At 70.5% G+C, this 14052-nt stretch carries 9 protein-coding genes; 4 read left to right on the top strand and 5 right to left on the bottom strand.

Going from position 1 to position 14052, the window contains the following annotated elements; all coding sequences use genetic code 11:
* Positions 1–3 precede the first annotated feature (3 nt).
* Positions 4–2484 carry a leucine--tRNA ligase gene (gene leuS / locus AB0K18_RS27560; protein WP_364919514.1) on the bottom strand — a complete coding sequence of 827 codons (2481 nt, stop codon included), beginning with the start codon at positions 2482–2484 and terminating at the stop codon, positions 4–6.
* A gap of 463 nt (positions 2485–2947) precedes the next feature.
* Between leuS and AB0K18_RS27555 the strand changes: the two genes are divergently transcribed.
* Entirely contained in the window at positions 2948–4711 is a 1764-nt protein-coding gene (locus AB0K18_RS27555) for a hypothetical protein (protein ID WP_364919511.1), read from the top strand.
* Between the two features lie 9 nt (positions 4712–4720).
* Here AB0K18_RS27555 and AB0K18_RS27550 read toward each other — a convergent pair whose 3' ends face one another.
* From AB0K18_RS27550 to AB0K18_RS27535, 4 genes are all read right to left on the bottom strand, one after another.
* Entirely contained in the window at positions 4721–5962 is a 1242-nt protein-coding gene (locus AB0K18_RS27550) for a cytochrome P450 (RefSeq protein WP_364919508.1), read from the bottom strand.
* A gap of 110 nt (positions 5963–6072) precedes the next feature.
* Positions 6073–6912 (bottom strand): alpha/beta hydrolase, encoded by an 840-nt coding sequence (locus tag AB0K18_RS27545; RefSeq protein ID WP_364919505.1) that lies wholly within the window; start codon positions 6910–6912, stop codon positions 6073–6075.
* Positions 6913–6964: 52 nt separating this feature from the next.
* Positions 6965–8218 carry a cytochrome P450 gene (locus AB0K18_RS27540; protein WP_364919502.1) on the bottom strand — a complete coding sequence of 418 codons (1254 nt, stop codon included), beginning with the start codon at positions 8216–8218 and terminating at the stop codon, positions 6965–6967.
* Between the two features lie 31 nt (positions 8219–8249).
* Positions 8250–9797 (bottom strand): GMC family oxidoreductase N-terminal domain-containing protein, encoded by a 1548-nt coding sequence (locus AB0K18_RS27535; protein WP_364919499.1) that lies wholly within the window; start codon positions 9795–9797, stop codon positions 8250–8252.
* A 147-nt stretch (positions 9798–9944) separates the two neighbouring features.
* Between AB0K18_RS27535 and AB0K18_RS27530 the strand changes: the two genes are divergently transcribed.
* From AB0K18_RS27530 to AB0K18_RS27520, 3 genes are all read left to right on the top strand, one after another.
* Complete coding sequence (locus AB0K18_RS27530; protein ID WP_364919496.1) at positions 9945–11483, top strand: long-chain fatty acid--CoA ligase; 1539 nt, start codon at positions 9945–9947, stop codon at positions 11481–11483.
* A gap of 114 nt (positions 11484–11597) precedes the next feature.
* Positions 11598–12533: a phosphotransferase gene (locus AB0K18_RS27525; RefSeq protein WP_364919493.1), complete on the top strand. Its 936-nt coding sequence runs from the start codon at positions 11598–11600 to the stop codon at positions 12531–12533.
* Positions 12534–12684: 151 nt separating this feature from the next.
* Positions 12685–13977, top strand: coding sequence for a PHB depolymerase family esterase (locus tag AB0K18_RS27520; protein WP_364919490.1), 1293 nt, complete (start codon positions 12685–12687; stop codon positions 13975–13977).
* Positions 13978–14052: the final 75 nt, after the last annotated feature.

Genomic DNA, 14052 nt, shown 5'->3' with positions numbered 1-14052 from the left:
ACCCTAGGGGACGATGTTGACCAGCTTGGGCGCCCGGACGATCACCTTGCGCGGCACCCCCTGCAGGTAGGGGGTGATCTTGCCGGAGGCCAGGGCCAGCTCGCGCAGCTCGGCCTCGGTGATGTCGGGCGAGACCTCCAGCCGGTCGCGCACCTTGCCCGCCACCTGCACGACGCACGTGACCGACTCCTGCACCAGCAGCGCGGGGTCGGCCACCGGCCACCCGGCGAACGCCACCGACCCGGTGCGGCCCAGCCGCTCCCAGCCCTCTTCCGCGGTGTAGGGGGCGACCAGCGACAGCATGACCGCCAGCGCCTCGGCCGCCTCGCGCACCGCCGGGTCGGCGGCGCCGGGGCCGGAGTCGATGGCCTTGCGGGCCGCCGAGGTCAGCTCCATCATGCGCGCCACCGCGACGTTGAAGCGCTGGCCCTCGACCAGCTTGGTGACCTCGTCGATCGTGTGGTGGGTGACCTTGCGCAGCTCGGCGTCACCGCCGTCGAACGCGACGCCGGGCCCGCTGGTGACCTCGGACATCACGCGCAGTGCGCGGGCCAGGAACTTCTGGGAGGCCGCCGGGGAGACGTCGGCCCAGTCGATGTCGTCCTCCGGCGGACCGGCGAAGATCATCGTCAGGCGTACGGCGTCGACGCCGAAGTCGTCGATCTGCTGGCCCAGGTCGACGCCGTTGCCCAGCGACTTCGACATGGCCTTGCCGCCGTTGATCACCTGGCCCTGGTTGAGCATGCGCAGGAACGGCTCGGTGAAGTCGACCATGCCCATGTCGTGCAGGACCTTGGTGAAGAAGCGGGAGTACAGCAGGTGCAGCACCGCGTGCTCGATGCCGCCGACGTATTGGTCGATCGGCCCCCACTTGCGCACCTGCTCGGGGTCGAACGGGCCCTCGGTGTAGCCGGGCGAGCAGTAACGCAGGAAGTACCACGACGAGTCGACGAACGTGTCCATCGTGTCGGTGTCGCGCGTGGCCGGGCCCGAGCACTTGGGGCACTCGACGTTGACCCACTCGGTGGCGCTGGCCAGCGGGGAGACGCCCTTGGGCGCCAGCGCCTCGCCGCGCATGTCGGGCAGCGTGACCGGCAGCTGCTCGTCGGGGACGGGCACCTCGCCGCAGTCGGGGCAGTGGATGATCGGGATCGGCGTGCCCCAGAAGCGCTGGCGCGACAGCAGCCAGTCGCGCAGCCGGTAGTTGACCGCGCCGGTGCCCCTGCTCTCGGACTCCAGGATCTCGATGATCTTCCTGATGCCCTCGGTCTTGGTCAGGCCGTCGAGCGGGCCGGAGTTGACCAGCGTGCCCTCGCCCGGTGTGGCCTCGCCGGTCTCGCCGGGGTCGGCCAGGCCGGTGTGCACGACGACCTTGACCGGCAGGTCGAACTTGCGGGCGAAGTCGAGGTCGCGCTGGTCGTGGGCGGGCACCGCCATGATGGCGCCGTGGCCGTAGTCGGACAGCACGTAGTCGGCCGCCCAGATAGGGATGCGCTCGCCGTTGACCGGGTTGATCGCGTAGCGGCCCAGGAAGACGCCGGTCTTCTCCTTGTCGGTGGCCAGCCGCTCGATGTCGCTCAGCCGGGCGACCTCGGCGCGGTAGGCCTCGAACGCGGGGCGCTGCTCCTCGGTGACGATCTCGTCGGCCAGCGCGGCGTCGGCGGCGACCACGAAGAACGTGGCGCCGAACAGGGTGTCGGGGCGCGTGGTGTAGACCTGGACCGGCTCGTCGCGGCCCTCGATCTCGAACAGCACGTCGGCGCCCTCGGAGCGGCCGATCCAGTTGCGCTGCATGGTCAGCAGCCGCTCGGGCCAGCCGGTCAGCTGCTCCATGTCGTCCAGCAGGCGCTGGGCGTAGTCAGTGATCTTGAAGTACCACTGCGTCAGCTCGCGCCTGATGACGTCGGCGCCGCAGCGCTCGCACCTGCCGGCCACGACCTGCTCGTTGGCCAGCACGGTCTGGTCGTTGGGGCACCAGTTGACCAGGCCGCCCTTGCGGTAGGCCAGGCCGCGCTCGAAGAAGCGGATGAACAGCCACTGGTTCCAGCGGTAGTAGTCGGGGTCGCTCGTGTGCAGGCGGCGCGACCAGTCGAAGGAGATGCCGTAGCGGCGGAACGAGTTGGCCTGCGTCTCGATGTTGGCGTAGGTCCACTCCGCCGGGTGGGCGTTGCGTTTGATCGCGGCGTTCTCGGCGGGCAGCCCGAAGGAGTCCCAGCCGATGGGATGCAGGACGTTGTAGCCCTTCTGCATCCAGTAGCGGGCGACGACGTCGCCGATGGCGAACACCTCACCGTGGCCCATGTGGAGGTCGCCCGACGGGTAGGGGAACATGTCGAGCATGTAGCGGCGCTCGCGGGTGTCCGCGGGGTCCTCGCTCGCCCGATAGGTGTCCTGCTCCTCCCATCGCTGCTGCCACTTGGCCTGCAGCGCCTGCGGGTCATACTCACTCACGGCTACTGTCCTTCTGGCTTGATTCGGACCCATAAGAAAACCCCCCGTGCACACAACGAGGGGTGGAGCCGCGACGGCGAGATCTTCAGGGCCGTCGCGGCCCGCTAAGAAGCAGGGTCGCGGAACGCATGTGTCAAGCCTAGCGCACCTCTTCGGCTGAATGCAGGCACTCGAAGGGGGTCCGCGGGCACAATGGATCCTTCAGGTCCGGTGAGACCTGATGGTGATGTATCCGTTGTGACCTCATTCGTCCCAGAAGAATAGCCTTGACGCCGTGGTGTACCCAGCTGAGCCAGATCGACCGGAGGACGACCTGCCGCTGCAGGATCCGCCGACCGATCCGCATGGCTTCGCTCGTTTCGCTGCGGAACCACCTGGGTCTCCTGGAAAATCCCATGAGATCATGCGTGGAACGTCAAATCCGGATATAACGGGACATCCGGACACAACCTCGGGAGGACCGGCGGCAATGGCAACGGATAACTCCGGACCTCATATGCCCTCGTCCTGGCCCGAACCGCCACGACGCGAGACGCCGCCCGCGCCGCACTCCTGGCCAGAGGCGCCCGCCGCCGACGCTCCCACGTCCTGGCCCGAGCCACCGCGTCAGGCGCCCGAGCCGTCCTGGCCCGAGCCGCCGCGCAAGGACCCCTCGTGGCCCGAGCCACCCGGCGCCACCCGCCAGGCCCCCGCCCGCCCCGACGCCGCCGCCTACGACAGCGGCCCGCACGGCGCGGAGCCGTCGTGGCCGGAGCAGTCGCGGCCCGGGCAGCTGCGCGGCGCCGGATGGCCGGAGTCGTCCCCGCAGAACGGGCCCATCTCCTCCTGGCCCGAGTCGAACTCGCAGGACGTGCCGATGTCGTGGCCCGACGCGACGCCGCCCCCGCAGAGCGCCGCGGGCCCCGGCGCCTGGCCCGAGGTCTCCTCGAAGGGCGCCCCGCCTCCCGGCCCGCCTCCCGGCCAGGCTCCCAACCAGGCGCCCGGCCGGCAGCCCGGCCAGCCCGCCGACCCCGTGCCGGCGTGGGCGCTGCCGCCCACCCCGACGCCCGGCGCCTGGTCCAACCTGTCCAACCCCGCCCCGTGGCCGCCCGCCGACCCGCAGGCGAGCACGCCGCCGGCGGAACGCACGGTCATGTACGACAAGCAGAGCACCCCCCGGCAGGACATGCCGCCACCTCCGCAGCAGCAAAGTCCCCCTCACGACCAGCCCCCGATTCAGCCACAGAGCCGGAATCACCCGGCCGACGAGCGTACGGTCACCTACGCCCAGCACACCGAGAACCTCCTCAACGAACGCGCGGTCCCCTCCACCCCCATGGATTCCACACACACCGGCGCACCCCCCGCCGAAGACCAGTCCAACCGCCCCGGTTCCCAGCTGAGCCGCGACCCGTCGGACCCGGAGCACCGGTTCGTCACCGCGGGCCAGATCAGCGGGTCGCGCACGCCGCCGCCCGAGCGCCAGCAGGAGCTCTGGAACACCGTCTTCGGCGACAACTACCAGGCCATGGGCGAGCAGGACGACCTCGACGAGGGCTCCGGCAAGCCGGTCTGGGTCTACGCGCTCGGCGGCTCCGTCGCGGTGGCGCTGGTCGCGGCGCTGCTGTGGGCGTTCCTGTGGGGCCCGCTCGCCCCCGACGACGCGGCGAGCACCGGTGAGGCGGCGGCGACGGCCGGCGAGCCGAAGGAGCCGCCGCCCACCAAGACCGCCACCTCGATCGGCCCGCTGCCGCGCTACCCGGGCAAGGCCTCCCCCGTCACCGGCCGGCTGCCGGTCGCCAACGCCGGCGTCTCCGTGCCGCGCCTGGGCGGCGAGTGGCAGCTCGACCAGCGCCCTGCCGTCACCATCAAGGGCACGTACAACTTCATGCACCGCCAGTACGTGCAGGTCGCGCCCGAGCGGTACGCCGTGCTCATGGCCGGCCCGCTGCAGGAGAAGATGGCGTCCTACTACGAGCAGGACAACCTGGAGCCGGTGATCAAGCAGGTCGTGCTGGACGCGCGCAAGCGTTTCTTCCCCACCGGCAACAAGGTCCGCAAGGTCGCCCAGCAGGCCATCAAGGTGGGCGACCAGACCGGGCGGCTGATCGCGTACTCGCTGACCTCCGACACGGAGAAGGCGACGATCGTGACGATGGCCGTGAACACCGGCGCCGACGTGCCGGCCATCGTCTTCATGTCGATCCCGGCGGACAAGAAGCAGCTGCTGCCGGACATCCGTACGGTGATGAACCAGATCAGGCTCACCAACGCCGGCTAGCGGCGTCCGTCAGAACCGGCACTCCATGTGCTTGATGCCGTTGATGAAGCTGGAGTGCAGGCGGTCGGGCTCGCCGCCCTCGATGCCGGGCACCCGGCGCAGCAGCTCGCGGAACATCACCGTGATCTCGCGCCGGGCCAGGTGGGCCCCCAGGCAGAAGTGCGGGCCGGGGCCGCCGAAGCCGACGTGCGGGTTGGGCTGGCGGGTGATGTCGAAGCGCAGCGGGTGGTCGAAGACGGACGCGTCGCGGTTGGCCGACCAGTAGAACAGCACGACCTTGCGGCCCTTCTCGTAGAGGTGGCCGTTCATCTCGAAGTCCCTGGTGAGCGTGCGGCGCATGAAGTTCACCGGGGAGGCGAGCCGGACGATCTCCTCGACCGCGCCGGGTGCGCGGCCGTCGACGTCCTCCAGCCACAGGGCGCGCTGGGCGGGGTTGGTGGTCAGCAGGTGCAGGCCGTGGGAGATGGCGTTGCGGGTGGTCTCGTTGCCCGCCACCACCAGCAGGATGAAGAACGAGCCCAGCTCCTGCATGGTGAGCCGCTCGCCGTCGATGTTGGCGTTCACCAGTGACGAGGTGAGGTCGCCCGTCGGGTGCTCGGCGCGGTGGGCGGCGAGGTCCTGGACGAGCTGCTGCAGCTCCATGCCGGCGGTGAGCAGCCGCTCGGCGATCTGGGTGAGGTCGCCGCCGGTGTACTCGGGGTCGAAGCCGCCGAGGATGACGTTGGAGCGGTCGAAGACGTACTGGTAGTCGCGCTCGGGGATGCCCATCATGTCGCAGATGATCTTCAGCGGCAGGCGGGCGGCCACCTCGGTGACGAAGTCGCAGCCGGGGCCCTTGGCCAGCAGGTCGTCCACGATGCCCGTGGCGGCGGCCTCCACGTCGGCCTCGAACTGCTTGATCATCTTGGGGGTGAAGGCGCGCGAGACGATCCTGCGCAGGCGGGCGTGACGGGGGTCGTCCATGTTGATCATCGAGCCGAAGTACTCGGCGAACTCCGCCGGCATGTCGGGGATGTTCGTCGCGCCTCCGTCGCCCGAGCAGAACACCTCGGGGTTGCGGCTGGCCTCCAGGATGTCGGCGTGCTTGACCAGGGCGTAGTAGCCGGGGCCCTTGGGGGCGTAGGAGATCTCCATCTCCTCGAAGAAGGCGGGGCTCTCCATGTGGCGCAGCCGCTCGAACGCCTCCTCACGCTCGCTCATGGGCCGGGCCCAGAAGTCTCGGTCCGACAGGTCGAAGTCCAGGACGCTCATGTGGCAATCATGGGAAAAGCGGCCACTTACGTCAATGGTTCTTACGTACGGCGTACGTACGGCGGCCCGCCCTGAAGGCCGCCGCATACGCGCCCGGGTCAGGTGGCGGGTCAGGTCGCGGGGCCGAGCCAGTCCAGGATGAGGCGGTTGACCTCGGCCGGACGTTCGAGGTGCAGGAAGTGCCCCGCGCCGGCCACCTGCTCGGCTCGCGACCCTTCGGGCAGGCGGCTGATCGCGTCCTTGGCGAGGTGGGCGGCCAGGCAGCCGTCCTGGGCGCCGTGCAGGTAGAGGACGGGGCCGGTGACCCCGTTGTCGACCTCCGGGTAGCGGCCCGACGGCGGCACGGTGCCGAGCATGGCGCGGTAGTAGCCGATGGCGGCCGACAGGTTGGCGGGCTCACCGATGCTGCGCCGCAGGAAGGCGAGGTCCTCGCTCGCGTCGTAGCCAGGCGACCAGTCGTGCCACAGGTTCTCGAAGAAGCCGGGCGCGGCGGCGGCCGGCTCGGCCAGCGGCGTCTGGAAGAGGAAGATGTAGAAGGAGCGCTTGAGCTGCTCGTACTCCAGGAAGGCGGCGCCGAGCGCGCCGGGCGGCGGCACGGCGAGCGTGACGGCGCGGCGGAAGCGGCCGGCGGTGGCGTAGGCGGGGAAGGCGCCCCAGTCGTGGCCGATGACGACGGCGTCATCACCGCCGCCGAGCTCCTCGTGCAGCGCGCGTACGTCGGCGACCAGCGCGGCGGTCTCGTACGCGGCGTCGGCCGGGACTTCGGTGGGCGCGTAGCCGCGCATGAAGGGGGCGACCGCTCGGTAGCCGCGTTCGGCCAGCGCGGGCATCAGGTGCCGCCAGGTGTGCGCGGTGTCGGGGAAGCCGTGCAGGCACAGCGCCAGCGGCCCCTCCCCCAGTGTCAGATACGCGAACTCCACACCGTTGGCGTGGATCGTCCTGATCTCCATGACTGCGAAACCTAGCACGCCGCCGCTCGCCCGACCGGGGTTCCCGTTTCACTCAGAACGTGTAGCGCAGGTGCTTGACCCCGTTGATGAAGTTGGACAGCAGGAAGTCGGGCTCGCCCACCGCCTTGATCCCGGGCAGGCGGGTGAACAGCTCGCGGAACATCACGGTCATCTCCCGGCGCGCGAGATGCGCGCCCAGGCAGTAGTGCGGTCCTGGACCGCCGAAGCCCACGTGAGGGTTGGGGTCGCGGGTGATGTCGAAGGCGTCGGGGTCGGCGAACACGGTCTCGTCGCGGTTGGCCGAGGTGTAGAAGAGCAGCACCTTGTCGCCCTTGCGGTAGGGGGTGCCGTTCAGCTCGTGGTCACGGGTCAGCGTGCGGCGGAACTGGATCACGGGCGTCGCGTAGCGGACGATCTCGTCGCACGCGCCCGCGACGCGGCCGTCGAAGTCGGCCAGCAGCAACTCGCGCTGCTCCGGGTGGTCGGTGAAGAGCTTCAGCCCGTACGCGATGGCGTTGCGGGTGGTCTCGCTGCCCGCCACCACGAGCAGGATGAAGAACGAGCCCAGCTCCTGCGAGCTGAGCCGCTCGTCGCCGTTGACCAGCAGGCTGACCAGGTCGCCCGTGGGCCGCCTGCGCCGCTCGTCGCCCAGGCGGGCGGCCAGCCGGTTGAGCGCGTGGCCGGCGCGCAGCAGCTTGGCCAGCCCGCGGGCCACCTTGACGCGGCTGAAGCCGGGGTCGATGCCGGTGTACTCGGGGTCGGCGTTGCCGAGGATGACGTTCGTCCGGCGCAGCACCGCGTCGTGGTGGCTCGCGGGGATGCCCATCATGTCGCAGATGACGCGGACCGGAAGGCGGGCCGCCACCTGCGCGACGAAGTCGCCAGGGCCTTCCGCGACGGCCTGGTCCACGATCTCGGCGGCGGCCCGCGCGAGGTCCGCTTCCATCTTGGCCAGCACGCGCGGCGTGAACGCCCGCGAGACGATGCGGCGCAGCCTGGCGTGCCGCGGATCGTCCATGTTGATCATGGAGCCGAAGTAGACGCTCAGCCAGCGCGGCATGTCGGGGATGCTGTTGGAGCACGGCTCGCTGCTGAAGACGGCCGCGTCGCGGCTGGCCGCGGTCACGTCGGCGTGGCGGACCAGGGCGTGGTAGCCGGGCCCGCCGCCGACGAACGGCACCGCCTGCTCGGGCACGAACACCGGGCGGTCGAGCGCGCGCAGCCGCCGGAACGCCTCCATGCGCTCGGCCTGCGGGCGTGCCCAGAACGGGATCTGCGACAGGTCGAGCTCCGCGGGCAACGTCATACCGACGAGCCTACGCAAGTGACCACTTACGTCAAGCCTTGTGCCCTCTGATCAGGTCAGCGGCCTTCTCCCCGATCATGATCGCGGGGGCGTGGGTGTGGCCCCTGTTGAGCGTCGGCATGATCGACACGTCCGCCACCCGCAGGCCCTCCACGCCGCGCACGCGCAGCGCCGGGTCCACCACCGAGTCGTCGTCGGCGCCCATCCGGCAGGTGCCGACCGGGTGGTAGAGAGTCTCGCCGCGCTCGCGTACCCACTGGGCCAGCTCCTCGTCGGTCTCCGGCCCCCAGTAAGGCGCCATCGGCCCGCCCGCGTACGGCTTCATCGGCGCCGTCGCGAACACCTCCTTGGCCCGCTTCAGCCCCGCGACCAGCCGCCTGACGTCGGCCTCCGCCGACAGGTAGGCGGGGTCGATGACGACGTCGCGCCCGTTCAGCCCGATCCTGCCGCGGCTCTCCGGCTGCAGCAGCACCACGCCGACGGTCAGGCCGTGCCCGGTCGGCGGGGTGAGCCCGTGGTCCTTGAACGGCACCGGCGCGAACACCAGCTCGACGTCCGGCGCCGGCTCCGCCTCCGAGGTCCTGACGAACGCGACCGCCTCGCCCACGTTCGTGGTGAGCATGCCCGAGCGCAGCACGATGTAGCGCAGCAGATTGGGGATCGACTCGGCCTTGGTCAGCGTCACCGGCTGCAGGCACTCGACGAACACGCCGGTCGAGAGGTGGTCCTGAAGGTTCTTGCCGACCTCGGGCAGCTCGTGCACGACCGGCACCCCGGCGTCGCGCAACTCGTCGGCCGCGCCGATGCCCGAGCGCATCAGCAGGTAAGGCGACCCGATGGCCCCGGCGGCCAGCACCACCTCCAGCCGGGCCCTGATGTGGGCGCCGCCGCTGTGCTCGACGCCGGTCGCCCGCCTGCCGTCGAACGTCACCCGCGTCACCGTGGCGTCGGTGACGACGTGCAGGTTGGGGCGGTTCACGGCCGGGCGCAGGTAGGCGTCGGCCGAGCTCCACCGCCTGCCCCTGTTCTGGGTGACGGGGGTCGGGCTGTAGCCCTCGTTGGAGCGGCCGTTCAGCTCGGCGAGCCGGGTCATGCCCAGCTCCTCGCAGGCCGCGAGGAACGCCGCCGTCGTCACGTTGGGGCTGCGCAGCTCGGAGATGTAGAGGGGACCCGAGGTGCCGTAGACGCCGCCGCGGTTGCTGCCGACGCGGTGCTCGGCCCGGTGGAAGTACGGCAGCACGTCGTCGTACGCCCAGCCGGGGATGCCCCACTGGTCGTAGTCCTGCTGGCAGCCGCGCACCCACATCTGCGCGTTCATCGAGGACGAGCCGCCCAGCACCCGGCCGCGCGGCCAATAGAGCTCGCGGCCCGACATCTCACTCTGCTTGGCCGTGGTGAAGTTCCAGTCGTAGCCGGTCCTGAAGAGCTTGGGAAAGCCCGCCGGCATGCGGATCTCCAGCTTGTCGTCCTTGCCCCCCGCCTCGACCAGCGCCACGGACAATCCCGGATCCTCCGAGAGCCGGTTGGCCAGCACGCACCCCGCAGAGCCGGCCCCGACGATGACGTAGTCGTACTCCATTGGTCTCCTCCACGGGGCTGGACAACTTGTTCCTGCTTACTCCACGCCTCGGGAACGCGTCCATATCCACTTGTGACCTGCTCTACCTACCAGCCGGTATGGCGGCCCTGCGAAGATGACCGCGAAGCCGTTCTATAGGGAGGCGTCATGCTCAACCTGTCGATCGTCCTGGAGGACTCGGCCAGGAACACCCCCGACGGCACCGCGATCGTCTTCGGCGACATGCGGCTGCCGTACTCCATGATCGACACAGTGGCCAATCAGGTCGCGAACCTGCTGGTGGCGCGCGGTATCACCAAGGGCGACAAGGTCGCGCTGGCCTGCCCGAACCTGCCGTACTTCCCGTTCGTCTACTTCGGCATCCTCAAGGCCGGCGCGACCGTCGTGCCGCTCAACGTGCTGCTGCAGTCGCGCGAGATCGCCTACCACCTCGACGACAGCGACGCCAAGGCGCTGTTCTGCTTCGAGGGCACGCCGGAACTGCCGCTCGGCGAGCGCGGCAAGGCGGGGTTCGAGGCGTCCGAGGGGTGCGAGCACTTCTTCGTGCTGCCCGCGACCCCGCTCGCCACGGAGTCCCCGTACGGCGAGTCGATCTGGGCCGCGCTCGGCGGGATGGCCTCCGAGTTCCCGACCGTGCAGACCGCCCCCGACGACACGGCGGTGATCCTCTACACCTCCGGCACCACAGGCCAGCCCAAGGGCGCCGAGCTCAGCCACCAGAACATGCTGATGAACGCCATGGTCAGCGACAAGATGTTCCCCGCGCCCGAGGAGGGCAACGACACCTACCTGGCGGTGCTGCCGCTGTTCCACTCCTTCGGCCAGACGGTGGTGATGAACACCGGCTTCCTGCGTGGCGCGACCGTCGTGCTGATGCCGCGGTTCGAGCCGGGCGAGGCGCTGGCGCTGATGGCGAAGGAGAACGTGACGTTCTTCGCCGGGGTGCCCACGATGTACTGGGGCATGCTGACGAAGGTGCACGCCGAGGGGCTGGAGGTGCCGCGCTCGCTGCGGGTCGCCGTCGCGGGCGGCGCGGCTTCCCCGGTCGAGGTGCTCAACGACTTCGAGCGCACGTTCGGCGTCGGCATCCTCGAGGGGTACGGCCTGTCCGAGACCGCCCCCGTCGCCAGCTTCAACCAGCCGGGCCGGCCCACCAAGGCCGGCACGATCGGCACCCCCATCTGGGGCGTGGAGATGAAGCTGGTCGACGGCGACTGGAAGACGGTCGAGGGCGAGGGGCCGGGTGAGATCGCCATCCGCGGCCACAACATCATGAAGGGCTACTACGGCAGGCCCGAGGCGACGGCCGAGGTGATGCGGGACGGCTGGTTCCGTACGGGGGACATCGCGACCCGCGACGCCGACGGCTACTACTCGATCATCGACCGCGCCAAGGACATGATCATCCGGGGCGGCTTCAACGTCTATCCGCGCGAGCTCGAAGAGGTGCTCGTCACCCACGAGGCCGTCTCACTGGCCGCCGTGGTCGGCGTCCCGCACGAGTCGCACGGCGAGGAGATCAAGGCGTACGTCATCCGCACCCCGGACGCCACGATCACCGAGGACGAGCTGATCGCCTGGTGCAAGGAGAACATGGCGGCGTACAAGTACCCCCGCATCATCGAGTTCCGCGACTCGCTGCCGATGACCGCCACCGGCAAGATCTTGAAGCGCGAACTACGCTGACCGCGCGCGGGCGCCGCTCCTGAGGGGCGGCGCCCTCTCAGCGCGCGGGCGCTGATCGTGCGGACCCCGTTATCCAGGTGAAGCCCAGGTGGTGGGGCCGGTAGCTTGCTGGGCATGCGGGAGCGGCCGGAGGACTTCGACGAGGGGCTGTTGCGGCCCGCGCTCAAGGCGTGGGGGATCGACGCCCCTGCGCTGACCTACGCGCCGGTGGGGTTCGGGGACTTTCACTGGGTGGCGGGTGATCGGTTCGTGACCGTGGCCGACGTGCGGCGGCGCTCGTACGACGCCTTGCGGGCGGCGCTCGACACGGCGGCGGCGCTGCGCGGCGAGGCGGGGCTGGAGTTCGTGGTGGCGCCGCTGCGTGACGCGGAGGGCGCCACACTGCGCCGGCTCGGCCGTCGCTACGCGATGAGCGTGTTCCCGTACGAGGAGGGGCGTCCCGGCGAGTTCGGCGACGAGCAGGACGCGGACGAGCGGGCGGCCGTCATCGACGTGCTCGCCGCTCTGCACGCCACCCCGCCGCCGCTGCCCACGCCGGTCAGCCCCGTGCAGCCGGCGGGCCGTGCGCTGCTGGAAGGGCTGAGCCGGGGAGACGACGGGCTGCCGTGGCTCGGCGGGCCGTACTCCGAGCCGGCCAGGGACCTCGTCGCCGGGCACGCGCACACCTTGCGCAGGGCGCTGGAGGAGTTCGACCGGCTGGCGGAGCGGCCGGGCGAGCCGGTGGTGACGCACGGCGAGCCGCATCCCGGCAACCTGCTGCGGGCCGGCGGGCGGCTGCTGCTCGTCGACTGGGACACCGTGGGCATGGCCGTCCCCGAGCGCGACCTGTGGCTGGTGGCCGAGAGCGGCGACGACCTGGCCCGCTACGCCGACGCCACCGGGCACACCCCTGACCAGGGCCTGCTGCGGCTCTACCGGCTGCGCTGGGCGCTGGATGACGTGGCCGAGTTCGTCCGGTGGTTCCGCGCGCCGCACGCGCGCACGCCGGACGCCGAGGTGGCCTGGCGCGGGCTCCAGGGCACGCTGGAGCAGCTCGCCCACGACGGCTGAGCGCCGAAAGTTTCACGCCCTGCCGCGCTCGACCGGGCTCTCGCGGCAGCTCACGACCTCCTGGTCAGGACGGGCGTACGAGGCCCATTGCGATGCCGAAATTTTCTCTGGACACTCGCAATATTTCGGCTGCCGATGCGAGAGGATCTCGATGAAGCTGAAAGCTCGACTGGCCGGAGCCGTGATCGCCGCCCTGGCGCTCGTGGTCGCCGGTCTCATCACCGCGCCCCCGGCCTCCTCGGCGCAACTGACCGAGGTGACCGGATTCGGGACGAACCCCACCAACCTCCGCATGCACCTGTACGTCCCCGACGGCGTCCCCGCCCGCCCCGCGCTGCTGGTGGCCGTGCACTACTGCACCGGCTCAGGCCCCGCCTTCTACTCGGGCACGGAGTTCGCCCGGCTCGCCGACCAGCACAAGTTCGTCGTCATCTACCCGTCGGCGACCAGGAGCGGCTCCTGCTTCGACGTCTCATCGCCGCAGGCGCTGCGGCACGACGGCGGCAGCGACCCGGTCGGGATCATCTCCATGGTCAGGTACGTCCAGCAGCGCCACAACACCGACCCCGACCGCACATTCGTCACCGGCGCCTCGTCGGGCGCCATGATGACCAACGTCCTGCTCGGCGACTACCCCGACGTGTTCAAGGCCGGGGCGGCCTTCAGCGGCGTGCCGTTCGCCTGCTTCGCCACCACCGACGGGTCGAGCTGGAACAGCGCCTGCGCCAACGGCCAGATCAGCAGGACTCCGCAGCAGTGGGGCGACCTCGTACGCGCGGCGTACCCCGGCTACAGCGGCCCCCGCCCGCGCATGCAGATCTGGCACGGCACCGAGGACAGCACGCTGCGCTACCCCAACTTCCAGGAGCAGGTCAAGCAGTGGACCAACGTCCACGGCCTGAGCCAGACGCCTGGCCTGACCGACCAGCCGCGCTCCGGCTGGACCAGGACCCGCTACGGCGGCACCGGCACGCAGGCTCCCGTCGAGGCGATCAGTCTGCAGGGCGTCGGTCACAGCCTGCCCCAAGGGGGGATGGCGGCCATGGTCATCGACTTCTTCGGCCTGTCGGACGACGGCCAGGACCCGGACCCGGACCCGGACCCGACCACCACGCCCACTCCCCCGCCGCCGGGCGCCTGCCAGGTGACGTACACGATGAACACCTGGAACACCGGCTTCACCGCCGAGGTGAAGATCGTGAACACCAGCCAGTCGCCGGTGTCGTCGTGGACGCTCGGCTTCGCGCTGCCCGCCGGCCAGACGGTCACCTCCGCGTGGAACGCGACGATCACGCCGGCCGGCGGCCAGGTGAGCGCGCGCAACGTCTCCTACAACGGGACGATCGCGCCGGGCGGCTCGGCGTCGTTCGGCTTCCAGGGCACCCACAACGGCAACACCGGCAAACCACCCGCATTCACCCTGAACGGCGCGGCCTGCTCCTGAGCAACCGATCGCTTGTCGGTAACGACTTCTCCTTTACCGGGTAACCGCTTGCCCCAGCGCCGAGCGTAGCCATAC

The organism is Nonomuraea sp. NPDC049421, from assembly GCF_040677005.1.
Classification (GTDB): Bacteria; Actinomycetota; Actinomycetes; order Streptosporangiales; family Streptosporangiaceae; genus Nonomuraea; species Nonomuraea salmonea.
This window is presented reverse-complemented; position numbering and strand designations above follow the sequence as displayed.